22 protein-coding genes are annotated in these 23,447 nt (G+C 62.6%); 9 read left to right on the forward strand and 13 right to left on the reverse strand.

Annotated elements, in window-relative coordinates:
- Positions 1–57: 57 nt before the first annotated feature.
- Positions 58–2,433 (reverse strand): phosphoenolpyruvate synthase, encoded by a 2,376-nt coding sequence (gene ppsA, locus LIX93_RS24020; protein WP_226506562.1) that lies wholly within the window; start codon positions 2,431–2,433, stop codon positions 58–60.
- A gap of 190 nt (positions 2,434–2,623) precedes the next feature.
- Between ppsA and LIX93_RS24025 the strand changes: the two genes are divergently transcribed.
- From LIX93_RS24025 to LIX93_RS24035, 3 genes are all read left to right on the forward strand, one after another.
- Positions 2,624–3,442, forward strand: a complete 819-nt coding sequence (locus LIX93_RS24025) for a pyruvate, water dikinase regulatory protein (protein WP_226506563.1) — start codon at positions 2,624–2,626, stop codon at positions 3,440–3,442.
- A 132-nt stretch (positions 3,443–3,574) separates the two neighbouring features.
- A complete protein-coding gene (gene pabB, locus LIX93_RS24030; RefSeq protein WP_226506564.1) occupies positions 3,575–4,939 on the forward strand; it encodes an aminodeoxychorismate synthase component I in 1,365 nt (454 codons plus the stop codon).
- Between the two features lie 68 nt (positions 4,940–5,007).
- On the forward strand, positions 5,008–5,742 hold the full coding sequence (locus tag LIX93_RS24035; protein ID WP_226506565.1) for a phosphoadenylyl-sulfate reductase: 735 nt from the start codon (positions 5,008–5,010) through the stop codon (positions 5,740–5,742).
- A gap of 49 nt (positions 5,743–5,791) precedes the next feature.
- Here LIX93_RS24035 and cysB read toward each other — a convergent pair whose 3' ends face one another.
- Both cysB and LIX93_RS24045 read right to left on the reverse strand, forming a co-directional pair.
- A complete protein-coding gene (gene cysB, locus LIX93_RS24040; protein ID WP_226506566.1) occupies positions 5,792–6,766 on the reverse strand; it encodes an HTH-type transcriptional regulator CysB in 975 nt (324 codons plus the stop codon).
- A 141-nt stretch (positions 6,767–6,907) separates the two neighbouring features.
- Complete coding sequence (locus LIX93_RS24045; RefSeq protein ID WP_226506567.1) at positions 6,908–7,417, reverse strand: universal stress protein; 510 nt, start codon at positions 7,415–7,417, stop codon at positions 6,908–6,910.
- Between the two features lie 223 nt (positions 7,418–7,640).
- Here LIX93_RS24045 and LIX93_RS24050 point away from each other — a divergent pair, with 223 nt between their 5' ends.
- Positions 7,641–8,723, forward strand: coding sequence for a 3-deoxy-7-phosphoheptulonate synthase (locus LIX93_RS24050; protein WP_226506568.1), 1,083 nt, complete (start codon positions 7,641–7,643; stop codon positions 8,721–8,723).
- A gap of 63 nt (positions 8,724–8,786) precedes the next feature.
- On the opposite strand, the gene LIX93_RS24055 is transcribed toward LIX93_RS24050, so the two are convergent.
- Complete coding sequence (locus LIX93_RS24055; RefSeq protein WP_226506569.1) at positions 8,787–9,068, reverse strand: GNAT family N-acetyltransferase; 282 nt, start codon at positions 9,066–9,068, stop codon at positions 8,787–8,789.
- Positions 9,069–9,565: 497 nt separating this feature from the next.
- On the opposite strand from LIX93_RS24055, the gene LIX93_RS24060 reads away from it, so the two are divergent.
- The gene (locus LIX93_RS24060) at positions 9,566–9,817 is read left to right on the forward strand and encodes an Lpp/OprI family alanine-zipper lipoprotein (protein WP_226506570.1); all 252 of its coding nucleotides are present in this window, start codon (positions 9,566–9,568) and stop codon (positions 9,815–9,817) included.
- A gap of 136 nt (positions 9,818–9,953) precedes the next feature.
- Here the strand turns inward: LIX93_RS24060 and LIX93_RS24065 are convergent, their stop codons facing one another.
- The 3 genes from LIX93_RS24065 to LIX93_RS24075 all read right to left on the reverse strand — a co-directional run bounded on the left by LIX93_RS24065 (position 9,954) and on the right by LIX93_RS24075 (position 12,028).
- Complete coding sequence (locus LIX93_RS24065) at positions 9,954–10,925, reverse strand: L,D-transpeptidase family protein (protein ID WP_226506571.1); 972 nt, start codon at positions 10,923–10,925, stop codon at positions 9,954–9,956.
- A 111-nt stretch (positions 10,926–11,036) separates the two neighbouring features.
- Entirely contained in the window at positions 11,037–11,330 is a 294-nt protein-coding gene (locus LIX93_RS24070; protein WP_226506572.1) for a hypothetical protein, read from the reverse strand.
- Positions 11,331–11,422: 92 nt separating this feature from the next.
- Positions 11,423–12,028 carry an arylesterase gene (locus LIX93_RS24075; protein WP_226506573.1) on the reverse strand — a complete coding sequence of 202 codons (606 nt, stop codon included), beginning with the start codon at positions 12,026–12,028 and terminating at the stop codon, positions 11,423–11,425.
- A gap of 11 nt (positions 12,029–12,039) precedes the next feature.
- Between LIX93_RS24075 and LIX93_RS24080 the strand changes: the two genes are divergently transcribed.
- The 3 genes from LIX93_RS24080 to greB are packed head-to-tail and all read left to right on the forward strand — an operon-like array spanning position 12,040 to position 15,737.
- A complete protein-coding gene (locus tag LIX93_RS24080; protein ID WP_226506574.1) occupies positions 12,040–12,726 on the forward strand; it encodes an ABC transporter ATP-binding protein in 687 nt (228 codons plus the stop codon).
- Positions 12,726–15,230, forward strand: a complete 2,505-nt coding sequence (locus LIX93_RS24085; protein ID WP_226506575.1) for an ABC transporter permease — start codon at positions 12,726–12,728, stop codon at positions 15,228–15,230. The genes LIX93_RS24080 and LIX93_RS24085 overlap by 1 nt, the downstream gene beginning before the upstream one ends.
- 9 nt (positions 15,231–15,239) lie before the next feature.
- Positions 15,240–15,737 carry a transcription elongation factor GreB gene (gene greB / locus LIX93_RS24090; protein ID WP_226506576.1) on the forward strand — a complete coding sequence of 166 codons (498 nt, stop codon included), beginning with the start codon at positions 15,240–15,242 and terminating at the stop codon, positions 15,735–15,737.
- On the opposite strand, the gene LIX93_RS24095 is transcribed toward greB, so the two are convergent.
- The 3 genes from LIX93_RS24095 to LIX93_RS24105 form a co-directional block, all read right to left on the reverse strand.
- The gene (locus LIX93_RS24095) at positions 15,738–16,046 is read right to left on the reverse strand and encodes a class I SAM-dependent methyltransferase (protein ID WP_226506577.1); all 309 of its coding nucleotides are present in this window, start codon (positions 16,044–16,046) and stop codon (positions 15,738–15,740) included.
- Positions 16,047–16,293: 247 nt separating this feature from the next.
- Positions 16,294–16,740: a DoxX family protein gene (locus tag LIX93_RS24100; protein ID WP_226506578.1), complete on the reverse strand. Its 447-nt coding sequence runs from the start codon at positions 16,738–16,740 to the stop codon at positions 16,294–16,296.
- A gap of 116 nt (positions 16,741–16,856) precedes the next feature.
- Positions 16,857–18,338, reverse strand: a complete 1,482-nt coding sequence (locus LIX93_RS24105; protein WP_226506579.1) for a transglycosylase SLT domain-containing protein — start codon at positions 18,336–18,338, stop codon at positions 16,857–16,859.
- Positions 18,339–18,653: 315 nt separating this feature from the next.
- Here LIX93_RS24105 and LIX93_RS24110 point away from each other — a divergent pair, with 315 nt between their 5' ends.
- Positions 18,654–19,475, forward strand: a complete 822-nt coding sequence (locus tag LIX93_RS24110) for a TatD family hydrolase (protein ID WP_226506580.1) — start codon at positions 18,654–18,656, stop codon at positions 19,473–19,475.
- Between the two features lie 93 nt (positions 19,476–19,568).
- Here the strand turns inward: LIX93_RS24110 and LIX93_RS24115 are convergent, their stop codons facing one another.
- From LIX93_RS24115 to LIX93_RS24125, 3 genes are read right to left on the reverse strand one after another with little or no spacing between them, the layout of a single operon-like run.
- Complete coding sequence (locus LIX93_RS24115; protein WP_226506581.1) at positions 19,569–21,542, reverse strand: DUF3488 and transglutaminase-like domain-containing protein; 1,974 nt, start codon at positions 21,540–21,542, stop codon at positions 19,569–19,571.
- Complete coding sequence (locus LIX93_RS24120; RefSeq protein ID WP_226506701.1) at positions 21,539–22,495, reverse strand: DUF58 domain-containing protein; 957 nt, start codon at positions 22,493–22,495, stop codon at positions 21,539–21,541. Before LIX93_RS24120 ends, LIX93_RS24115 begins: the two co-directional genes overlap by 4 nt.
- A complete protein-coding gene (locus LIX93_RS24125; protein WP_226506582.1) occupies positions 22,492–23,409 on the reverse strand; it encodes an AAA family ATPase in 918 nt (305 codons plus the stop codon). The genes LIX93_RS24120 and LIX93_RS24125 overlap by 4 nt, the downstream gene beginning before the upstream one ends.
- Between the last annotated feature and the right edge of the window lie 38 nt (positions 23,410–23,447).

Here is a 23,447-nt window from a genome sequence, read left to right on the forward strand (position 1 = left end):
TGTCGGCGAAGAGGCCGGCACTGCCACCCCACCACACGGCCAGGCGCGATCAGGATATCAGACCCCGGCCTCTTTCTCTGCCAGGAAGAACCAGGTTTCCAACACCGAGTCGGGATTGAGCGAGACGCTCTCGATCCCCTGCTCCATCAGCCATTTGGCCAGGTCCGGATGATCCGAAGGCCCCTGGCCACAGATGCCGATGTACTTGCCAGCCTTGTTGCAGGCGGCGATGGCATTGGCGAGCAGCTTCTTGACCGCCGGATTTCGCTCGTCGAACAAGTGCGCGATGATCCCCGAATCGCGATCCAGCCCCAAGGTCAACTGGGTCAGGTCGTTAGAGCCGATCGAGAAGCCATCGAAGAACTCCAGGAACTCTTCGGCCAGGATCGCGTTGGACGGCAATTCGCACATCATGATCACGCGCAGGCCGTTGTCGCCGCGCGCCAGGCCGTTCTCGGCGAGTAGATCGACCACCTGCGACGCCTCGCCCAGAGTGCGCACGAACGGCACCATGATCTCGACATTGGTCAGGCCCATCTCGTTGCGCACGCGCTTGAGAGCACGGCATTCGAGCTCGAAGCAGTCACGGAACGACTCGCTGATATACCGCGAGGCACCCCGGAAGCCCAGCATCGGGTTCTCTTCTTCCGGCTCGTACAGCTTGCCGCCGATCAGGTTGGCGTATTCGTTGGACTTGAAGTCCGACAGCCGCACGATGACCTTCTTCGGATAGAACGCTGCCGCCAGGGTGCTAATGCCTTCGACCAGTTTCTCGACGTAGAAGCCCACCGGGTCGTTGTAGCCGGCGATACGCTTGTCGACGCTGTCCTTGATCTCAGGCGGCAAGCCGGCGTAGTTGAGCAGCGCCTTGGGATGCACGCCGATCATGCGGTTGATGATGAACTCCAGGCGCGCCAGGCCGACACCGGCATTGGGCAACTGAGCGAAGTCGAAGGCGCGGTCGGGGTTGCCGACGTTCATCATGATCTTGAACGGTAGCTCGGGCATGGCGTCCACGGAGTTCTGCTTGATGTCGAAACCCAGCTCGCCTTCGAAGATATAACCGGTGTCGCCTTCGGCACAGGACACCGTCACGCCCTGCCCGTCCACCAGCAACTGAGTAGCGTTGCCGCAGCCGACCACCGCCGGGATGCCCAGCTCGCGGGCGATGATCGCGGCATGGCAGGTACGCCCGCCGCGGTTGGTGACGATGGCGCTGGCGCGCTTCATGACCGGCTCCCAGTCCGGGTCGGTCATGTCCGACACCAGTACGTCGCCGGGCTGGACCTTGTCCATCTCGGATACGTCGTGAATGATCCGCACCTTGCCGGCGCCGATGCGCTGACCGATGGCCCGGCCTTCGACCAGCACCTTGCCTTTTTCCTTGAGCAGGTAGCGTTCCATGACATTGCCGCTCGAGCGGCTCTTCACGGTTTCAGGGCGGGCCTGCACTATATAGAGCTGTTGGTCGTCACCGTCCTGGGCCCATTCGATGTCCATCGGGCAACCGTAGTGCTCTTCGATGATCATCGCCTGCTTGGCCAGCTCGCTGACCTGAGCGTCACTCAGGCAGAAACGCGCGCGCTCGACCTTGTCGACGTCGACGGTCTTGACCGAGCGACCGGCCTTGGCCTCGTCGCCGTAGATCATCTTGATGGCCTTGCTGCCCAGGTTGCGGCGCAGGATCGCCGGGCGACCGCCCTTGAGGGTGTGCTTGTGCACATAGAATTCGTCAGGGTTGACGGCGCCCTGCACCACGGTCTCGCCCAACCCGTAGGCGCCGGTGATGAACACCACGTCACGGAAGCCCGACTCGGTATCAAGGGTGAACATCACCCCGGCGGTACCGGTTTCGGAGCGCACCATGCGCTGCACGCCAGCCGACAACGCCACCAGCTTGTGGTCGAAACCCTGATGCACGCGGTAGGAAATCGCTCGGTCGTTGAACAAGGACGCGAACACCTCCTTGGCCGCGCGGATGACGTTTTCGACGCCGCGGATGTTCAGAAAGGTCTCTTGCTGGCCAGCGAAGGAAGCATCCGGCAAGTCTTCGGCGGTGGCCGAGGAGCGCACTGCCACGGCGATGTCCGGATTGCCTTTGGACAGCTCGGCGAACGCGGTACGAATCGCCTCGTTGAGGGGTTCGGGGAATTCGGCATCCATGATCCATGTGCGGATCTGCGCGCCGGTCTTGGCGAGGGCATTGACGTCATCGACATCCAGCGCGTCGAGCGCGGCGTGGATCTGGGCGTTGAGGCCGCTCTGTTCGAGGAAATCACGATAGGCTTCAGCCGTCGTCGCAAAGCCGCCAGGCACCGACACCCCGGCACCTGCCAGATTGCTGATCATCTCGCCCAGGGATGCGTTCTTGCCCCCCACGCGCTCAACGTCGTGTTTGCCGAGCTTGTCGAGGGAAACTACGTACTCTACCAAGGTGATCTCTCCACTGACTGTAAGTATTGTGTGTGCAGGAAAAACCTGGAGCCGCGCGACGCGATGCAGCAGCGCGTTCCGAGCATTGTGACCGGGGCCGCGAAACGCTGACGGTAGCCATCATTCAAGACCGTGGAAACGCGCCTATCATATACACAACTCTCCTTTCACTTAAGGCCCAGTACGCATAATGAAACGATCGGCATTCTTTATCTCTGATGGCACCGGCATCACCGCTGAAACACTGGGCCAAAGTCTCTTAGCGCAATTCGAAAACATAACCATCAACAAGTTCACCAGGCCCTACGTGGACAGTGTCGAAAAAGCCCGCGCCACGGTCCAGCAGATCAATGCCGCCGCCGAGCGTGACGGCATGCGCCCAATCATCTTCGACACCATCGTCAACCAGGACATCCGCGAGGTGCTGGCAACCTCCAACGGCTTCATGATCGACATTTTCTCGACCTTCCTCGCACCGCTGGAGATGGAGCTCAACGCGCATTCGTCGTACTCGGTGGGCAAATCCCACTCGATCAGCCACAACGCCAACTACATGGAGCGCATCGAAGCGGTGAACTTCGCCCTCGACAACGACGACGGCGCCCGCACCCACTACTACGACAAGGCAGACCTGATTCTGGTCGGAGTTTCGCGTTGCGGCAAGACGCCCACCTGCCTTTATATGGCGATGCAGTTCGGCATCCGCGCGGCCAATTACCCGCTGACCGAAGACGACATGGAGCGTCTGCAACTTTCGCCGGCGCTCAAGGCCCACCAGCACAAGTTGTTCGGCCTGACCATCGACCCTGACCGACTGACGGCGATCCGTCATGAACGCAAGCCCAACAGCCGCTATTCGAGTTACGCGCAGTGCGAGTTCGAGGTGCGCGAGGTCGAAAGTCTGTTCCGTCGGGAAAACATTCCACATATCAACTCGACGCATTTTTCGGTGGAAGAGATCTCGGCCAAGATCCTTGTCGAGAAAGGCGTGGAGCGGCGGTTCAAATAGCAAACAGAGAGGTTGTCCACGCGCCCCTCGTCGCCGCCGGAGCAGCCCAGGCAATGACCCGTTCATGTGGAAAAAGCCGACCCGCCCCAAAACCTTTACAATAGGGCGCTTTCGCCTGCCAGACGATCCCGCATGCCCCTCTGCCACCTTCACTCTTTGACCTATCATGCCGATGCCACCCTGTGGTTCGAGGCAATCCGTCACGCGCCCGGCGCCGTGCTCCTCGACAGCGCCCGGCCAGGGGCCGAGCGTGGGCGCTTCGACCTGCTGAGCGCCTGGCCATTGCAACAATTGCAACCCGCCGCTGAAGAAGCCGGGGCAGCGTTCATCCAGCGGCTGCGCGCCAGCCTCGCCGCTCTGGGCACGGCCCGGCTGCCAGAGGGCCTGGACCTGCCGTTCGCTGGAGGCCTGATCGGCTACCTCAGCTACGACTTTGGACGTCGGCTGGAAAACATCGCCGGCAACAGCGTCGATGACTTGCAATTGCCAGACGCACAGTTAGGTGTCTATGGCTGGGCGCTGATCAGCGATCATCGGCTGCGCACCTCGCAGCTGGTGTTTCATCCGGCGCTGGCGGAGCAGGAGCGTACCCGCCTGACCGAATTATTTGCCGCGCACGCAGATCTCGTGGGCAAAGCCCGCCCCCACATGAGCTACCCCTTCAAGCTGGGCCACGCCATGACTGGCGACTGGACGCCCGATCAATATCGAAGCGCCTTCGAACGCATCCAGGCCTACATCCAGGCTGGCGATTGCTACCAGATCAACCTCACTCAGCGCTTTCGCGCTCCTTGCCAGGGGGATGCCTGGAGCGCCTATCGCGCTCTGCGGGCGGCCTGCCCGACGCCGTTTTCGGCGTTCATGCCGCTGGCCGACGGCAGCACCCTGCTGAGCCTCTCCCCGGAGCGCTTCATTCAAGCGCGCGACGGCCAGGTCGAGGCCCGCCCGATCAAGGGCACGCGCCCTCGTGGTACGACACCCGCACAAGATGCGGCCAATGGTGCCGAACTGCTGGCCAGCGCCAAGGACCGTGCCGAGAACCTGATGATCGTCGACCTGCTGCGCAACGACCTGGGCCGCACCTGCCGGATCGGCTCGGTCAAGGTGCCGGAACTGTTCGCACTGGAGAGCTACCCCAACGTGCACCACATGGTCAGCAGCGTCACTGGCATGCTGGCCGCCGGTAACGACGCGCTGGACCTGATCGCCGGCAGTTTCCCGGGCGGCTCCATTACCGGTGCGCCGAAAATCCGCGCCATGCAGATCATCGACGAGGTGGAGCCGCACCATCGCGGCTTCTATTGCGGCTCGATGCTGTACATGGACGTGCGTGGCGAAATGGACAGCTCTATCGCCATCCGCAGCCTGTTGGTCAAAGATGGCCAGGTCAGTTGCTGGGGCGGCGGCGCGGTAGTGGCCGACTCGAACTGGGAGGATGAATACACCGAATCACTGACCAAGGTGCAGGTGTTGCTCGATACGCTGCAACAGCTCTGAGCCGCAAGATTTTGTTACCATTGCACCATTCGAGCGCCCAAGCGCCACTGACTACCGGAAGCCGCCTGATGAGCCAACCCTTCGATGTCGCCGAACTCGCCGCGACCTACGCCAACAAGTCCCCACAGGACATCCTAAAGCTTGCCTTCAGCCAGTTCGGTGACGATGTCTGGATTTCCTTCAGTGGCGCCGAAGATGTGGTGCTGGTGGACATGGCCTGGAAACTCAACAAGAACGTCAAAGTCTTCAGCCTCGACACTGGCCGCCTGCACCCGGAAACCTATCGTTTCATCGACCAGGTCCGCGAGCACTACAAGATCGCCATCGAGCTGGTGTCCCCGGATCACAGCAAGCTGGAGCCGTTCGTCAAGGAAAAGGGCCTGTTCAGTTTCTACAAGGACGGCCATGGCGAGTGCTGCGGCGTGCGCAAGATCGAGCCACTGCGACGTAAACTGTCAGGCGTGACGGCCTGGGCCACCGGGCAGCGCCGCGATCAGAGCCCCGGCACCCGCAGCCAGGTGGCAGCCCTGGAAATCGACGCAGCGTTCTCGACGCCAGATCGCCCGCTGTACAAGTTCAATCCACTGGCGCAGATGAGCAGTGAGGAAGTCTGGGGTTATATCCGAATGCTCGAACTGCCCTACAACAGCCTGCACGAGCGCGGCTTCATCAGCATCGGCTGCGAACCCTGCACCCGCCCGGTATTGCCGAACCAGCACGAGCGCGAAGGCCGCTGGTGGTGGGAAGAAGCCACCCAGAAGGAATGCGGGCTGCATGCCGGCAATTTGATCAGCAAGGCTTGAGGCGCCACCGGACTTCCGCGCAGGCCCGCTCCCACAGAGAGCAGAGCGATCAGTGCTTGGGCAACTCGACCCCGGCAAACAGCTCTTCGAGCTCTTGCTTGTTGTGGCACTGGATAGCCTTGGCCATCACATCGCGGGTCAGGTGCGGCGCGAACTTCTCGATGAAGTCGCACATGAATCCGCGCAGGAAGGTCCCGCGACGGAAGCCGATCTTGGTCACACTCGCCTCGAACAGATGGTCGGCATCCAGCACCACCAGGTCGCTGTCCAGCTTCTCATCGACCGCCATGCGCGCAACGATACCGACCCCCAGACCCAGGCGCACGTAAGTCTTGATGACGTCGGCGTCGGCTGCGGTGAACACCACCTTCGGGGTCAGGCCGCGATGGCTGAAAGCCTCGTCGAGCTTGGAGCGACCGGTAAAACCGAACACGTACGTGACGATAGGATGCTCGGCGAGCACTTCGAGCGTCAGCTTGCCGACCTTGGTCAGTGGATGGCCCTGAGGCACCACGACGCAGCGGTTCCAGCGGTAGCACGGCATCATGATCAGGTCGCCGAACAGCTCCAGCGCCTCGGTGGCGATGGCGAAATCGACGGTGCCGTCTGCGGCCATTTCAGCAATCTGCATGGGCGAACCCTGGTGCATGTGCAAGGCAACATCGGGGTATTGCTTGATGAAATTGCTGATCACCGGTGGCAGGGCATAACGCGCCTGAGTATGGGTGGTGGCGATCGACAGAGTGCCTTTCTTCTCGTTGGAGAACTCCTGGGCGATCTGCTTGATGCTCTCGACCTTGCGCAGAATCTCGCCGGCCGTATTGATGATCCGCTCGCCCGCAGGCGTCACGCGAGTCAGATGCTTGCCGCTGCGGGCGAACACCTCGACTCCCAACTCGTCCTCCAACAGGCGGATCTGCTTGCTGATCCCCGGCTGCGAGGTGTACAGGCTTTGCGCTGTGGCGGAGACGTTGAGGTCGTGATGCGCCACCTCCCAGATGTAGCGCAGTTGCTGAAGCTTCATAAAGTTCCCTCAAAGCAGATAGACGTCACCTGCAGCAGCGACGGGTTATAACTATATCAATGGTAAAACCCGGAAACATAGAACTTTTTATTAATTGTAATGAAAATTTTCCACAGGCCACCCCTGCTGGCCTTTTAGAGGCTATTCGCCCTGCCCCGGCGCTCGCCCATTCAGGGTCTGCCCCAAGGGCACCAGATAGACCGGCACCGTACTGAGCTGCAGGACTCGCGTGGCCGTGCGCCCCAAGGGAGTGTCCGCGCTGCAGCCTTCGCCATGGCTGCCGATGATCAACAGGTCGACGTCAAGACGTTCTACCTGATCGAGGATGACTTGCGCCGGATCCCCCTGGCGCACCCGTACGGCGCTGATCAGCGCCAGGTCCTGAGGTTCTTCGAGCTCGTCGACGAAGCTGTCGAGGACCTTTTGCTCGATGGTCGCCAGAACCGTACTCACCCCTTCATGGTGCAAATCATCGAGGGTGGAAGGATCGAGATAACTCTGCAACACCGACTCGGCGAACGGACTCATCGGCTCGACGGCGTGAATGACGTACAGATCGGCCTTGAACGCGCGGGCGAGGGACAGCGCGTGCTGCAGAACGAAAGGCGCGTACGGACCAAGATCAGAGGCATACAACATGGACCGGATCATTCAACCCCCTTGTCACTGCTGCGAACGACAGCGCTCGCTAGAGCTTAGCAGTGCCGCCGCAAGGCGCTCGCCGCCATCGCACAGCGCACAAAGCCAAGACTGGGCATTGTCGAGGCAGGGGGTATCGCGCTAAGGTTCCGCTCCCCGCTGCGCCGAATAATAGTGTGCACCGCCGTGCGGGGCATCGCTGGCGGACACCACTTGTGACCTGATGAGTAACACCATGGCCGATTTACCGATCAATGACCTGAACGTGGAGTCCAACGAGACCCTGATCACCCCCGATCAGCTCAAGAAGGACATCCCGCTCAGCGACGCCGCCTTGCACACGGTGACCCAAGGCCGCGCAGTGGTCCGCAACATTCTTGACGGCACCGACCACCGCCTGTTCGTCGTCATCGGGCCCTGCTCGATCCACGACATCAAGGCCGCTCACGAGTATGCCCAGCGCCTCAAGGCCCTGGCGGCGGAAGTCAGCGACACCCTGTACCTGGTGATGCGCGTGTACTTCGAGAAACCCCGCACCACCGTCGGCTGGAAAGGCCTGATCAACGATCCGTATCTGGATGACTCGTTCAAGATCCAGGACGGCCTGCACATTGGTCGGCAATTGCTGCTGGACCTGGCAGAAATGGGCCTGCCCACCGCCACCGAGGCGCTCGACCCGATTTCGCCGCAATATCTGCAGGACCTGATCAGCTGGTCGGCGATCGGCGCACGCACCACCGAATCCCAGACCCACCGGGAAATGGCTTCTGGTCTGTCTTCGGCCGTGGGCTTCAAGAACGGCACCGATGGTGGCCTGACGGTAGCGATCAACGCCTTGCAGTCAGTCTCCAGCCCGCACCGCTTCCTGGGCATCAATCCGCAAGGCGGCGTGTCCATTGTCACCACCAAGGGCAACCGCTATGGGCACGTGGTACTGCGCGGCGGCAACGGCAAGCCGAACTACGATTCGGTCAGTGTCGCGTTGTGCGAACAGGCGCTTGAAAAAGGCGGTATCCGGCCGAACATCATGGTCGACTGTAGCCACGCCAACTCCAACAAGGACCCTGCCCTGCAGCCTTTGGTGATGGAAAACGTCGCCAACCAGATCGTCGAGGGCAACAACTCGATCATCGGCCTGATGGTGGAAAGTCATTTGAACTGGGGCGCGCAAGCCATTCCCAAGGACCTGGCCGACCTGCAGTACGGCGTCTCGATCACCGATGCCTGCATCGACTGGCAAAGCACCGAGACCACGCTGCGCAGCATGCACGCCAAGCTCAAGGACGTGCTGCCGCGACGCAAGCGTCTTCAAGACTAGGACAGACACGAAAACGCCGGGCTCAGCCCGGCGTTTTTATGGCGGCGCGACTCGCACTGGCGCTTACAACTTGGCCGCCTGCCGCTGATGCAGCTCCATATAGCGCTCGACATAAGAGCACGAAGGGATCACCACATAGCCCATACGCTCGGCGTACTCGAGGGCTTCTTCGGTCAAGGCTGCTGCTATACCCTGCCCGCGCAGCTCGTTGGGAACGAATGTGCGATAGATATCCAGCGTCTGCTTGCCCAAGTCCATGTAGGTCAGATAGGCACGATGGCCGTCGACGAAGGTTTCGAATTGATGACCAGCCTGGTCATGGTGTATGGACGGCGCCTCGCTCATCATTACTCCTCGCGGGTCTTGGATTTTGACCGCTACCTTACCGCTGTTTTACCAGTGAGGGAAACCTCTGTTCGATCGACGCTCGTCCTTGGCCAATAGAAGCCGGCAGCAAGAGCACATCGAAAGCAGAGGTATCGTTCTCTGTCATATGGGACGCGCATGAAACAGCGATTACCCATGATTGCAAACGTGACACTGACTGCATGTTGATTAAGACGCCGACAGACACTTAAAGTCACTCATGGTTCAGTAGCAATCAGTCTAGTTCAACCTGACATTCCATGCTGCACTGCCGGTTTGACGGGGGATTACCGGAACAAGGACGCATCACCGCGGTCTGCATAAGTGCGCGATGATGCGCGGCACATCAATCTGCATGATTTTTTTGCTTCTTGCGCTTCGTCAGTTTACTTACTACAAGTAATGAGTACTATGTACGCCGGCCATTGTCTCACTCTCGAGAGATGGCTATTAAATAGAAATTTAAGGGGAACACGATGAATAACGTTCTGAAATTCTCTGCTCTGGCCCTGGCCGCCGTTCTGGCAACCGGTTGCAGCAGCGCATCCAAAGAAACCGAAGCTCGCCTGACCGCTACCGAAGACGCGTCGGCTCGTGCTCAAGCCCGTGCTGATGAAGCCTATCGTCACGCTGACGAAGCTCTGGCTGCCGCTCAAAAAGCCCAGCAGACTGCCGACGAAGCCAACGAGCGCGCTCTGCGCATGCTCGACAAGGCTAGCCGCAAGTAATAATCCTCTGGATTATGGCTTCAGCATGAAAAAGCCGCCTCTTCTCGCGAAGGGCGGCTTTTTTTATGACCGGTATAAAGGGCCATTTCCCAGAGGCAGCACTCGCAGGCCTTGGCGCCTTTGTGCTGCCCTCTGATCAGGGCGTGGCTGGCGCCGACGAGATGGCCGGGCCATTCGGCGCGGCAATCTCGACCGGCATACCATCTTCCGCCGCGATCACATCGCGCATGGTGTCCCAGTTCATGTTCAGACTGCCGGCCAGGTCTTTGCGATTGAGCAAGGCATTGACCACGGCGGCGTGCTTGTCTTCGTGGGACGGATCGCCCTTGGCGTCCAGCGGCGTGTGCGCCTCGAGATAGATTTTGCCAGCGCTGATGCCGAACTTGTACGGCTCGTTGATGATGCGCACCGGCGTACCGACTGGCACCATGGTCGCCAGCTCGAGCACGTTGTTGTTGTACATGCGGAAGCAGCCATGACTGGTGCGCATGCCGATGCCGAACTTCTTGTTGGAACCATGGATCAGGTAACCGGGCAAGCCCAGACCGAACTTGAACGGCCCCAGCGGGTTATCCGGACCGGCCGGCACCACGTTAGGCAACGGATCGCCATCGGCCAGGTGCTCGGCCTTTACCGACGCCGGTGGCGTCCAGGTCGGGTTCGGGGTTTTGGCGGTGATCTTGGTCAGGCCGATCGGCGACCCCCAGCCATCCCGGCCGATGCCGATAGGGTAAGTGCGCACCACATTCTGCCCCTTGGGGTAGTAGTACATGCGGTACTCGGCCAGGTTGATGACGATACCTTCCCGTGGGCCCGGTGGCAGAATGAAGCGCGTCGGCAGCACGATCTGGGTACCGGCGCCGGGCAACCAGGCGTCGACACCCGGGTTGGCGGCGATCATTTCCAGGTAGCCCAGATCGAAGGTGGTGCCCAGATCGGCAAAGGTGTCTTCGTACTTGGCCTTGATCACCTGGACCTGGCCAACGATGTCTTCGCCCGGCGGCGGCAAGGGAAACTCCAGCGCCATGGCCGACGTAGCAGACAGGGCACCCGACAAGGCAGCCGTCAGGGAAAGAGCGCGGGTGACGACGGAAAAGCGCGGCAACATCCGGAAAATCCTTCGCAAATCATTCGGGAGGGCAAAACCGCGATTGTACACTGCCGCCCGGCTGTTCGGGAGGCCGCCGAGCAGCCCCGAGGGCGCGCTGCATGAAACTTTTTACAACTCCGACTGCAGCTCCGGCCAGATCGGTCGCGTGCCCTTGCGTTGCGCCATCAGAATCGCTCGGCACAGGCGGCACAGGCGCTGGTCACGATAAATGGCCTTGGCCACCCCGGACCATCGCGGTTGCGCTGGCAACAAGGTGCCGCACAGGGTGCGGTCGATCGAACCGCCCAGCTCCAGCTGCCGGGCAACCATATGCACACGACTTTCCTGGCACGCGAACAGGTCGAGCTGCTCATCGGGCTCGATCAGTTGATAGGCAAAGAGTGACCAGGCAGGACGCGGCATCAGGGGCTCCAAATCGGGGGCGCCACATTAGCCGAAAGGGCCCGCATAGAAAAGGGCCTCATCGGCAAATATACGCACCCGACCAAACCGCCCTACAACAAAGGCTTGAGCACCGGCCAGACATTATCCAGCAACATGCCCTGAGCCCCCACGGCCGGGTGCAGACCATCCGCTTGCATGAGCGCCGGCACCCCCCCTATGCCCTGAAGAAAAAACGGCACGAGGGCCACGGACTTCTGCTGTGCCAGATCGGGATAGACCTTGGCGAAAGCATCGGTATAGCGTTTGCCGTAGTTGGGCGGCAGTTGCATGCCCAGCAGCAGCACCTTGGCACCGACGCCCTTGGCACTGTCGATCATCATTGAAAGGTTTTGTTGCAATTGCGCGGGCGGCTGACCGCGCAAGCCATCGTTGCCGCCGAGTTCAAGAATCACCAGGTCCGGCTTGTTGGCTGCGAGTAGCGGCGCCAGCCGCGCCTGGGCCCCGCCACTGGTGTCGCCGGTGATCGACGCATTGATCACTTTATCGCTGAAACCCTCGCGCTCAAGCCGTTGCTGCAACAGGGCAACCCAGCCCTTGGAGGTATCCAGTCCGAAACCGGCACTGATACTATCGCCCACGATCAGGACTGTACCCGCCGCGGCATTCTGCGCCAGACACATCAAGGCCAGGCCAGCACTCATCAACCAGACACGCATCGGGAATCTCCATGACCACTAGTAGCATTCTCACCGCACAGGATCTGAGCAAGGTCGTGCCCAGCGCGGAAGGCGAACTGACCATCCTGCACCATCTCTCCCTGGATTTGAAGCGAGGCGACAGCCTGGCCATCGTCGGCGCCTCCGGCTCGGGCAAATCGACCCTGCTGGGCCTGCTCGCCGGCCTCGACCTGCCCAGTGCCGGGCGCGTGACCCTGGCCGGCCGCGACCTGAGCACCCTGGATGAAGACCAGCGCGCACGCGTGCGGGCCGAACATGTCGGCTTCGTGTTCCAGTCGTTCCAACTGCTCGACAGCCTCAACGCTCTGGAAAACGTCATGCTGCCGCTCGAACTGGACGGCCGCAGCGACGCCCGCGAACGCGCCCGCGGCCTGCTCGAACGGGTCGGCCTGGGCGCGCGCCTGAGCCACTCGCCGCGCCAGTTGTCCGGCGGCGAACAACAGCGTGTGGCCATCGCCCGCGCCTTTGCCGCCGAGCCCGATGTGCTGTTCGCCGACGAACCTACCGGCAACCTCGACAGCCATACCGGTGAACGCATCAGCGACTTGTTGTTCGAACTCAACAAGGAGCGCGGCACGACCCTGGTGCTGGTCACCCACGACGAGCGCCTCGCGCACCGCTGCCACCGCCTGATTCGCCTGGACGCCGGACGTCTGGTCGCCCCTCTGGAGCCTTGATGACTCGCCTGCCCCTGCCGCGTCTGTTCAGCCTCGCCCTGCGCCAATTGTTGCGCGACGCCCGCTCCGGCGAGCTGCGCGTGCTGTTTTTCGCCCTGCTGGTGGCCGTCACCGCCAGCACCGCCATCGGCTATTTCGGTGCTCGCCTCAATGGCGCCATGCTGCTGCGCGCGACCGAATTCCTCGGCGCCGACCTGGTGCTGCAAGGCTCCAGCGCGGCGCGCCCCGAACAGCTGCAGGCACCGACACTGGCGCATGCGCGGGTGGCGGAGTTCACCAGTGTGATCGCCACCGATACCGGCATCCAGCTGTCGAGCATCAAGGCGGTCGACAACCAGTACCCGCTGCGCGGCGAGCTCAAAAGCGCTGCCCAGCCGTATGGCGTCGAAACCGCCGGCAATCGTCCCACGCCCGGTGAGGCCTGGGTCGAGCCGCGCCTGCTGGCGGCCCTGAACCTGAAGATCGGCGACAGCATCGACGTCGGCCAGAAGACCCTGCGCCTGAGCCGGGTGCTGACGTACGAGCCGGACCGCGCCGGCAACTTCTACAGCCTGACGCCTCGGGTGATGATCAACCTTGATGATTTGCCCGCGACCGGCATCATCCAGCCGGGCAGCCGAGTCACCTATCGCGAACTCTGGAGTGGCCAGGCCGAATCCGTGGCGGCCTGGCGCCAGGCGTTGTCCGAACACCTGGACCCCAATCAACGCCTGCTCGACTCCCGCGACAGCAACCAGCAGATCGGCGGCGCCCTGGGCAAGGCCGAACGCTACCTGAACATGGCGAGCCTGGTGGCAGTCCTGCTGGCCGGCGTTGCGGTGGCGCTGTCGGCCAGCCGCTATGCCATGCGCCGCTTCGATGCCAGCGCACTGTTACGCTGCCTGGGATTGTCGCGGCGCGAGGTTATGCTGTTGTTCTGCATTCAATTGGCGGTGCTCGGCGGCCTGGCCTGCGTCGCCGGCGCCTTGCTGGGCTGGGTCGCGCAACTGGGGTTGTTCGCCCTGCTGCAAGGCCTGCTGCCAGGCACCTTGCCCGCAGGTGGCGCGCTGCCGGCACTGGCAGGCATCGCCACGGGCCTGGTCGCCCTCGCCGGTTTCGCTTTGCCGCCACTGGCCGGGCTGGGCCGGGTTCCGCCGTTGCGCGTACTACGTCGAGACATGCTGCCTGTCGCCACCAGCACCTGGGCCACCTACGGCGTCGCCTTGCTGGCCCTGGGGCTGATCATGTGGCGGCTGAGCCTCGACTTGCTGTTGACCTTCGCCCTGCTCGGCGGCGGCCTGATCGCCGCTCTGGTGCTGGGCGGCCTGTTGCTGCTGGGCTTGCAAAGCCTGCGCCGCATGCTGGTCGATGCCCCTCTGCCATGGCGCCTGGGTCTGGGGCAGTTGCTGCGCCATCCCCTCGCGGCTGCCGGTCAGGCATTGGCATTCGGCTTGATCCTGCTGTCAATGGCGCTGATCGCACTGCTGCGCGGCGAGCTGTTGGACACTTGGCAAAACCAGTTGCCCAAGGATGCGCCGAATTATTTCGTGCTCAATATCCTGCCCGCCGAAAAGCAGGCCTTCGCCGATCATCTGCGCGATATCTCCGCGCACGCTGCGCCCTTGTATCCGATCGTGCCGGGCCGCCTGACGACCATCAATGGCAAACCCGTAGCCGAGTTCGTCACCGCCGATTCGCGCGGCGAAAACGCCACGCAACGGGACCTGAGCCTGACGTGGTCCGCCGACCTCCCCAGCGGCAACCGCATTACGGCCGGGCAATGGTGGAGCACCACCACTGCGGCGAACGCCAGCGATGTGCCGGGCGTATCGGTCGAAGCGAAACTGGCCGACAGCCTGAAGCTCAAGGTGGGCGACACGCTGACTTTCAACGTCGCTGGCATGATCCGCGACGTCAAGGTCACCAGCTTGCGGGACGTCAGCTGGGACAACTTCCAGCCCAACTTTTTCATGATCTTCCAGCCCGGCACCCTCAAGGACCTGCCGACTACCTACCTCACCAGCTTCTACCTGGCGCCGGGTCACGACCAGCAAATCGTCGAACTGGCCCGGGCCTTTCCGGCGGCGACGCTGTTGCAAGTCGAGGCCTTGCTTGAACAACTGCGCAGCATTTTGGCCCAGGTCACCCTGGCGGTGGAGTACGTTTTGCTGTTCGTGCTGGCGGCGGGCATGACCGTTCTGTTCTCGGGCTTGCAAGCGACCCTCGACGAACGCATCCGCCAAGGTGCACTGCTGCGGGCACTGGGCGCGGAGCGGCGGTTGCTGGTCAAGGCGCGGCGTATCGAATTCGGCCTGCTGGGCGCCGCCAGTGGCTTGCTCGCGGCATTGGGTACCGAGCTGATCAGCTGGGTGCTGTACCGCTTCGCCTTCCACCTGCAATGGAGCCCGCACCCTTGGCTGCTGGTATTGCCGCTGATAGGCGCACTGCTGATCGGCGGGGCCGGTATATTCGGCACACGCCGGGCACTCAATGCCAGCCCGTTGACGGTGCTACGTGAAGGTTAAGGACAGGTCGTGAGCGAGAACAAGGTTTTCAGTACCAAGATCATTACCCGCGAGGGCCATGAAGCTCTGAAAAAAGAGCTGGACTACCTGTGGCGCGAATATCGCCCGGAAATCACGCAAAAGGTCGCGTGGGCGGCTTCGCTTGGCGATCGCAGCGAGAATGCCGATTACCAGTACAACAAAAAACTGCTGCGCGAAATCGACCGCCGCGTGCGCTACCTGCGCAAACGCCTTGAAGACATGCGCGTGGTCGACTACGCGCCGGAACAGGAAGGTCGGGTGTTTTTCGGTGCCTGGGTGGAGATCGAGAACGAAGCCGGCGAAACCAAACGCTTTCGTGTGGTCGGCTACGACGAGATCTACCAGCGCATGGACTATATCTCGATCGATTCACCCATGGCCCGAGCGCTGCTCAAAAAGCAGGTTGACGACGAAGCCATGGTGCAGACACCTACCGGGGAGGTCTGCTGGTGGATCACCTTGATCGAGTACAACAAGGCGCAGTGATCAACCCAACGTGATCAAGCCCTGCCGGGCGATGCGGGTGATGTGCCCCAACACGTCTTCGCGTTGCTCGGCGCTGGGCGCCTGAACCACGGCCAGATCGAAGCGATCAGTGGCGAACCCGGCCAGGGCGCTGGCGTCATCGGTGAACTGGATCAGGAAGGCGCTGGGCTTGCCGCCGCGTCGCGGCCAGCCATCGAGGCAGCGCAGCAGGGTCGGCTGGTGACTGCCAGCAAGAAGGATGCGGGGATTGCGGGCGACCGGGCTCGTAATGACAGGAGCCTTGGACAGGTCAGGGCGCAGGTTGCTCATGCGTGGGATCTCAGCCTCCAGATTCCGCTTGGCAGCGGTGGGAGGCAACACCGAACCAGCGCTTTAGCGGTATTTGACGAGCCTGTGGCCCATCGGCGCCCCGCAAGTAGCTGTTTAAATCGGCGCAAGTGGCAATGCTAGAGAAGCTGGCCTATGGCTGTCAACGACGAATCTGGAAACATCTTCGGCCATGTCGGCCTCTTCGCGGGGAGAGCCCGCGAAGAGGCCTGTGATACCTGGGCATCATTCAAACGAAGACTCGGCGACCGATTACCCGATCCAGCGACAATTTGCCTGCGCCTTCGAGCAGCACCGCCACTGTACCGCCCAGCAGCGCCAAGGCGAATTCGTAGCCGTTATTGGCCATGAACAAACCGTTATGGATATGCACCGAGAGGATCGCCACCACCAGGGTAATCGACAACACCGCCGCCGCTGGCCGCACCAGCAAGCCGAATATCAACGCCAAACCACCGAAGAATTCCGCGCCACCCGACATCAAGGCCATCAGCAAGCCGGGCGCCAGGCCGATGCTCTCCATCCATTGTGCGGTGCCAGTCAAGCCATAGCCGCCAAACAGGCCGAACAGCTTCTGCGAGCCGTGGGCGGCGAAGATCACCCCGACGGCGATGCGCAGTGCGGTAATGCCCCAGTTGGCGCGGGTAGTCAGTACGGTTTTGATCAGTGTGTTCATGGTGTGGCGTCCTGTATTCAATTCAAGTGAATGTCTGTGTTGGACGCCATATTAATCAAATATACAGATACTTAAAGCGCATTAAACGCAACATCACTATCGATAAAATTGATAGGTCAGCGTTCGGCCAGTTTCCGTCCCTGCGGCTCCAGGGATTCACGCTCGCGGTCGAAGGCCAGGAAATACTTGTTCACACTGTTGACGTAGCTCACGGGGCCCATGCCCACCTGTTCCATGGCCACGCGCTCGACCTGGAAGAACCAGCGGTCAGGGTTCAGGCCGCGCTTGCGGGCTTCGGCGCGCATTGCCTGGACGCGCTCCGGCCCAAGGTTGTACGCCGCCAGCACGAACGCCATGCGTTCGCGATCGTTGAGTTTCTGGCTGGAGAAGAACTTGCGCTGCAGCATCGCCAGGTACTTGGCCCCGGCCTGCACATTGCCATCGACCTCCTGGATGTTGCCGACGCCGACCCGCTGCGCCGCCGCCGGGGTGATTTGCAACAATCCGGTGGCGCCGCCCGCGCCTCGAGCCGAAGGGTTGAGCGCCGACTCCTTGAACGCCAATGCGGCCAGATTCAACCAGTCCATGCCCTGCTGGTGCGCCGTGCGTTGCAGCAAAGGGCGCAATTGTTCGAGGCGTCGGCGATCTGCCGAGGCCAGCGGATAGTGGACCTTGTAAAGGCGCGCGTAGGCTTTGACGAACGCCGTGTCCTGATCGGCCGGCACCTGGTAGGCGCCGACGAAGCGGTCCACCGTGGCACTGAGCAGCGGCGCATTGGCCCTGGTAAACCAGCTGATATGGCCGGGGCTGTCGAGCGCGACCTTGCGCTGTAGACGCAGGTTGGGCATCACTTTCGCCCAGCGCTCGGCGATCGGCTGCTCGACGGCGGTGTAGGGATAGATACCGGCCTGGACCATCTCCAGCACGTCCTCGACCGCCAGGCTGCCATCGACCCACTCGACCTGCACCGGCCGCTGGTGTCGCTGCGCGAGCTTGTCGTTGATGGCCGTGATCGCCTCCCCCGCCGTACTGCCGGCTGGCAGCGCCAGGGTGCGCCCCGACAACTGCTCGATTCGGGTAAAGGTGCGCTCGCCCTTGTTGCCGACCACGATCATCGGCGCATGCTCGACCGTCGGTGCGCTCGCGGTCAGGCCCTGGGTTGCTGCCGCATCGACGCCTTCGCCGGGTGCCGCAACGTCGCCCTCACCGCGTTGCAAGGCAGCGAGCAGTTGCTCCTTGGGCTTGGGGATAAGCTTGAGATGGATGCGTTGCGCGGGGCTGGCATGGCCATTGAGGTAGGTTTCGAAGGCGCGCAGGCGCAAATTCTCGACACCGATCAGCTTGCCGTCGACCTCGCCCGAACTGTTGCGGCTCTGGTTGACCAGCACGCGCAAGGTCTTGCTGCGCCGAATCTCCTCGAGATCGCGCACCTTGGCGGTGGGAGCCTTGTGCATGGCGACCTGACGAGGCGCGCCTTTGTGCCCTGCGGGCTTGTCATGCGCAGCGGCCGAATCGGCGTGGGGTGCCGCCCCGGCCACCGCCGCCATAGGCAACAGCAAGCCCAGGCAAGCCAGGATCAAACGTGAGGGACGAGTCATCCGCTCTCCAGAAAAGTAGCCGGCTCCGTTCAGCGCACGAGGTTGGGTCGACCGTTGTCGTCGATAGCCAGGCCATCTACTTTCCCCGGGGCCGCTCAAATGCTGCAAAACGACGCAAGGCGCCACCAAAACCGCAACTTGCGGGCAGACTGGACCGGTGCCTGTGAACCTGGAGACCCCGACAGCGCCCTCCCGGCGCCGCAGCCATGGTCATGATTCGCCGCAACAGACCGCCATAACCTCTTGAAGTTCTTGGCTTTAATTAAAATTATCCAGCTCTGGTATGCTTTTCGGCCTCCTGCCTGAGGTAGCACCATGCAACTCATCGACATCGGCGTCAATCTTACCAATGCAAGTTTTGCGCACATCCAGCCCGAAGTCCTCGAGCGCGCCTATGCCGCCGGGGTCTGCCAACTGCTGTTGACCGGCACCAGCATCGACGGCAGCGAGCACGCCCTCGAACTGTGCGAACAGCTCGACGAATCCGCCCAGCGCCTGTTCGCCACGGCGGGCGTGCACCCCCATAGCGCCAGTGACTGGAACGCCGACAGCGAACAGCGTCTGCGCACCCTGCTGACCCATCCACGGCTGCGCGCGGTGGGCGAATGCGGGCTGGATTTCAATCGCGACTTCTCGCCACGCGCTCAACAAGAGAAGGTCTTCGAGCGGCATCTGGCGTTGGCGGTCGAACATCGTCTGCCGGTGTTCATTCACGAGCGCGATGCCAATCAACGCCTGCTGGCGATCCTCAAGGATTACCGCGACCAGCTGACGGCGGCCGTGGTGCACTGCTTCACCGGCGAACGGCAGGCGCTGTTCAGCTATCTCGATCTGGATCTGCACATCGGCATCACTGGCTGGATCTGCGATGAACGGCGGGGCAGCCATCTGCATCCACTGGTTCGTGAGATCCCCCGCGGACGCCTGATGCTGGAGAGCGATGCACCTTACCTGCTGCCCCGCTCGTTGCGACCCAAGCCCAAGAATGGCCGCAACGAACCGGGCTATCTGCCCGAGGTATTGCGTGAGGTGGCCTTGCATCGCGGCGAGACCGAGGCCGATCTGGCGCAGCACACCACCGCCTGCGCGCGGGCGTTCTTTGCCTTGCCGCAGATTCAGGCACACGACAACGGATAATACCGTAGCGACGCAGGCTTGCCCCCGACAGGGTCATCCATGACACGCCGCAGAACGAAGGGCTGGCCTTATCGGGGGCAAGCCCCCTCCCTACTAAGGCCGGCGGGGCTTTCTTGCGGCGCGGCGCAGTTCGTCAAGGCGCTGGTCGAGGATCGCAGGCACAGCAGCGTCGCCGGCATAACGCTGCGCAACAAAGGCTTCGGCGAATCTGTCGATCGCCGCCGCCTGCTCCGGTAAAGCCAGCGCCGCTCGCTCGGCAAAGGCCTGTGGCCCCTCCCCGGGCTCGCGCTGCAGGCCATGGCGGGCCAGCAATCGCTCGAAGCGCTGGAACTGGCGCAGTGCGAGTTCCTGCCGCGCCCGCCAGGGCTTGAGCAGCACCAGCGTCAGTATCAACATGATCGACACGCCGCCCACCGGCAATATCCACGCCGCCAGCCCCTTGAACCAGGACAGCATCAACGCGCCCTGCTGCTCGCCCTGATACCCCAGCACCCAGCGTTGCCAACCATAATTGAGGTTGTCCCAGCCCAGACGCAGGTCATTCAGCCAGGCCAGATTGGAATAGCGCAGCGGCGAAAACGGCGAGTCCGGCAGAAAGTCCTCATCACTGGCCAAGGCCTCGGCCAGGCCGACATCGATGCGTTGCGGCGCTACGGCAAACGTCGGATCGACGCTGCGCCAGCCATGCTCCGGCTGCCAGTACTCGACCCAGGCATGGGCATCGTACTGGCGCACGGTGATGAACTTGCCCGCCGGGTTCAGCTCCCCTCCCTGATAACCCGCCACCACCCGCGCCGGGATCCCCGCTGCCCGCAGTACGTAGACCATGGCGCCGGCAAAGTGCGCGCAGAACCCGCGGCGGCTGTTGAACAGAAAATCGTCCACCGCGTCCGCTCCCAGCGCTTGCGGCTTGAGGGTGTAGTGGTAGTCCTGGTCATGAAAGTGCGTGAGTATCGCCTGCACCAGCGCCGGGGCCTGCGCATAGCGCGCTTTCAAGTCCTGGGCCCAAGCGCGGGTACGTGGATCGCCGCTAGTGGGCAGGCGCAAGGCCTGGATGCGCTCGCTATCGCTCAAGGGCTGGGGATCACGCAGCACCTGGGGCCAGGAGCTCAGGCTGTAAGCGAACGGCTGGGTGATCGGGCGCTGGCGACGCAGGGCGAAATCACTGGACTGACGCACCTCGGCACTCGGTGGCCGGGCCACATCCAACGCCGCCAGCCACGGCTGCCCGCTGGGCTCCTGAATTATTCGATAACGCCACGGCTCACCTTGCGGTTGCCACGGCGACACCGTGCTCAGCCCGGTGAACGGCGTCTGGCTCCAGCGCCGACCGTCATAGCGGTCAAGCGTCAGTACACGCCAATACAGCTGGTTATGCGCTGGCATCGGCGTGTCGAAGCTGACTCGGAAGGCCACCGCGGGCGAGCGGCCCAGCTCGGTGATATCGGCCGCCGACATACTGTCGCTCAGGCCGGTCCGGGCCTGGTTACCCGGCATCGGCAACGACCACAACGGTGGCAATCGGGGGAAGAACACGAACAGCAACAGCATCAATGGCAGCGCTTGCAGCATCAGCATCGCCGCGGTGCGCAACGTCGCCAAGGGATTGGCCACCAGTCGCGCCTGCTGCAGACCGATCAACGCCGCGAGCAACGCGGTCACCGGCAACAGGCTGTACAGGGCCCACGGCAGGCTGTCGTCGAACAGGTAGCCCACCACCACGCAAAAGAACCCCAGCAGGATCAGCACCTGGGCATCGCGCGGGCTATGCATCTCGACCAATTTCAGCAAAAACGTCGCGACCAGCAACGCGGCGGCTGTCTCCAACCCCAACAGCCGCCCGCTGGACAGGTAGACGCACACCGCGGTGACCAGCAGCAACCCGGCCTTCAGCCACTTGCCGGGGATGGCCGCGCGCATGCGAAACATCTGCACGCGCCACAGGCTGCAACCGAGCCACAGGGCGATCATCCACAGCGGCAGCTGAAAGCAGAACGGCAGCATCACCAGCGCCTGCGCCAGCAACAGCCAGCCGAGGCTGACGCGCGGGATAGCCATGACGCTCATGCGCCCTGCCCGTAGAGCGCCAGGGCCCGCAGACAGGCTTCGCGGTGCGCCTCGCCACTGGCGCTGGCGAGCAATTGCCCGGGCAGTTGCAACGAGAACGCACGCTGCTGCGCCGACAGCGTCAGCACCCAGTAGCACAGGCGCGACAGGCGCTGTTCGACATCGCCGCCCAGCGCCAGAAAATCCAGGCTCAAATCACGCCCACGCAGCTCGGCGAACTCCTTGATCAACAAGGCGCCGCCCCGGGACCAGGCTTTCCAGTGCAGACGTCGCCAGGAGTCACCCGGCTGATACTCCCTGAGCCCCTGATAGTCATCGACGCCCTGCCCCAGCGTGCGCATGCCCTCGTCTTCGACATCGGTGGGTGCCGTGGCCAGGGTCGGCAATTCGCCTTCCAGCGGCTGCGGATAGACCAGCACGCGCTGGCCCGGATCAATCCAGCTCCATGCACGCAGCACGCCCAATGGAAAGCTGGTCTCGACACACACCCGTGGCGCTACCAGCCAGCCGCGCTTGTCGCTGGGCAGGTCAAGTTCCAGCTCCATGACATGGCCGACATCGATGTCGACTCGCTGCAGACTGCCACGCGACCAGCCTACGGCAATCGCCTGGTGCAGCTTGTCGCGGCTCTCGAGGCGCAAGGTGAACCGCGCCTGCTCGCCGACGAATACCGCCCCGGTGGCCACGCCGCTGACCCACAACCCCGACAGATTGCGAAAGGTATGCAAAATAGCCACCACAAAGATCGACCCCAGCAGAAATACCAGCGCGTAGGCCAGGCTGTTCTGGTAATTGATGGCCGCCAGCAAAATGAGCAGCAAGGTCAGCAAGAAACTGCTGCCCAGGCGATTGGGCATGATGAAGATATGCCGCTGACCAAGTTCCAGACGCGCCACCGCCGGCGTGCGGCGCGCCTGCCACTGGCGCCAGCGACGGTCCAGCGCGGCGATCAAAGCGTCGGTACTTCGCGCAATAGCCACTGCACCAGGGCACTGCCGCCCTGCCCGGTCGGGTCGGCGCGCTCACGCAGCCGGTGGCTGACTACTGAAGGAAGCACGGCTTGCACGTCTTCGGGAATCACATAGTCGCGGCCCACCACCAAGGCCCAGGCTCGCGCCGCCGCCAGCAGCGCCAGGCTGCCACGCGGCGAAAGGCCCCAGGCGAACTGCGGCTGGGTGCGCGTCGCCTCGACCAGGCGCAAAACATAATCGACCAGCGCATCGCTGACGCGCACGCGCCTGGCCTGAGCCTGCAACTCGGCGAGCTGGGCATGGCTGAGCAACGCCGTCATGCGTGGCAGCAGATCCCGCCGCGCCTCGCCCAACAGCAAGGCTTTCTCCGCCGCCTTGGCCGGATAACCAAGGGACAGACGCATGAGAAAGCGATCGAGCTGCGACTCCGGCAGCGCGAAGGTGCCGCCCTGACTGGTGGGGTTCTGAGTGGCGATGACGAAGAACGGCTGCGGCAGCGCACGCGTCGCGCCTTCGATGGTCACCTGCCCCTCCTCCATGGCTTCGAGCAAGGCGCTCTGGCTCTTGGGAGTGGCGCGGTTGATTTCGTCGGCCAGAATCAGTTCGGCGAAGATCGGCCCAGGGTGGAACACGAACTGGCCACTGTCCTTGTCGAACACCGAGGTGCCGAGGATGTCGCTGGGGAGCAGGTCGGAAGTGAACTGGATGCGCTGAAAGCTCAGGCCCAGCACTTTTGCCAAGGTATGGCTGAGGGTGGTCTTGCCCATGCCGGGCAGGTCTTCGATCAACAGATGACCGTTGGCGATCAGGCAGGTCAGCGCCAGGCGGACCTGGACTTCCTTGCCCAGTAGTATTTCATTGACGGCTTGCAGACAGGCTTCAAGTGCATGACGCATGGCTCGACGCTCCCTGTACCGATAGCCCAAGGCACCTG

This window comes from Pseudomonas sp. MWU16-30317, assembly GCF_020515695.1.
GTDB lineage: Bacteria > Pseudomonadota > Gammaproteobacteria > Pseudomonadales > Pseudomonadaceae > Aquipseudomonas.

Excerpts from the sequence above, each read along its gene's own strand:
- LIX93_RS24025 (WP_226506563.1), top strand. The coding sequence starts at position 2,624 with ATGAAACGATCGGCATTCTTTATCTCTGATGGCACCGGCATCACCGCT.
- pabB (WP_226506564.1), top strand. The coding sequence starts at position 3,575 with ATGCCCCTCTGCCACCTTCACTCTTTGACCTATCATGCCGATGCCACC.
- LIX93_RS24035 (WP_226506565.1), top strand. The coding sequence starts at position 5,008 with ATGAGCCAACCCTTCGATGTCGCCGAACTCGCCGCGACCTACGCCAAC.
- cysB (WP_226506566.1), bottom strand. The coding sequence starts at position 6,766 with ATGAAGCTTCAGCAACTGCGCTACATCTGGGAGGTGGCGCATCACGAC.
- LIX93_RS24045 (WP_226506567.1), bottom strand. The coding sequence starts at position 7,417 with ATGATCCGGTCCATGTTGTATGCCTCTGATCTTGGTCCGTACGCGCCT.
- LIX93_RS24050 (WP_226506568.1), top strand. The coding sequence starts at position 7,641 with ATGGCCGATTTACCGATCAATGACCTGAACGTGGAGTCCAACGAGACC.
- LIX93_RS24055 (WP_226506569.1), bottom strand. The coding sequence starts at position 9,068 with ATGAGCGAGGCGCCGTCCATACACCATGACCAGGCTGGTCATCAATTC.
- LIX93_RS24060 (WP_226506570.1), top strand. The coding sequence starts at position 9,566 with ATGAATAACGTTCTGAAATTCTCTGCTCTGGCCCTGGCCGCCGTTCTG.
- LIX93_RS24065 (WP_226506571.1), bottom strand. The coding sequence starts at position 10,925 with ATGTTGCCGCGCTTTTCCGTCGTCACCCGCGCTCTTTCCCTGACGGCT.
- LIX93_RS24070 (WP_226506572.1), bottom strand. The coding sequence starts at position 11,330 with ATGCCGCGTCCTGCCTGGTCACTCTTTGCCTATCAACTGATCGAGCCC.
- LIX93_RS24075 (WP_226506573.1), bottom strand. The coding sequence starts at position 12,028 with ATGCGTGTCTGGTTGATGAGTGCTGGCCTGGCCTTGATGTGTCTGGCG.
- LIX93_RS24080 (WP_226506574.1), top strand. The coding sequence starts at position 12,040 with ATGACCACTAGTAGCATTCTCACCGCACAGGATCTGAGCAAGGTCGTG.
- LIX93_RS24085 (WP_226506575.1), top strand. The coding sequence starts at position 12,726 with ATGACTCGCCTGCCCCTGCCGCGTCTGTTCAGCCTCGCCCTGCGCCAA.
- LIX93_RS24095 (WP_226506577.1), bottom strand. The coding sequence starts at position 16,046 with ATGAGCAACCTGCGCCCTGACCTGTCCAAGGCTCCTGTCATTACGAGC.
- LIX93_RS24100 (WP_226506578.1), bottom strand. The coding sequence starts at position 16,740 with ATGAACACACTGATCAAAACCGTACTGACTACCCGCGCCAACTGGGGC.
- LIX93_RS24105 (WP_226506579.1), bottom strand. The coding sequence starts at position 18,338 with ATGACTCGTCCCTCACGTTTGATCCTGGCTTGCCTGGGCTTGCTGTTG.
- LIX93_RS24110 (WP_226506580.1), top strand. The coding sequence starts at position 18,654 with ATGCAACTCATCGACATCGGCGTCAATCTTACCAATGCAAGTTTTGCG.
- LIX93_RS24115 (WP_226506581.1), bottom strand. The coding sequence starts at position 21,542 with ATGAGCGTCATGGCTATCCCGCGCGTCAGCCTCGGCTGGCTGTTGCTG.
- LIX93_RS24125 (WP_226506582.1), bottom strand. The coding sequence starts at position 23,409 with ATGCGTCATGCACTTGAAGCCTGTCTGCAAGCCGTCAATGAAATACTA.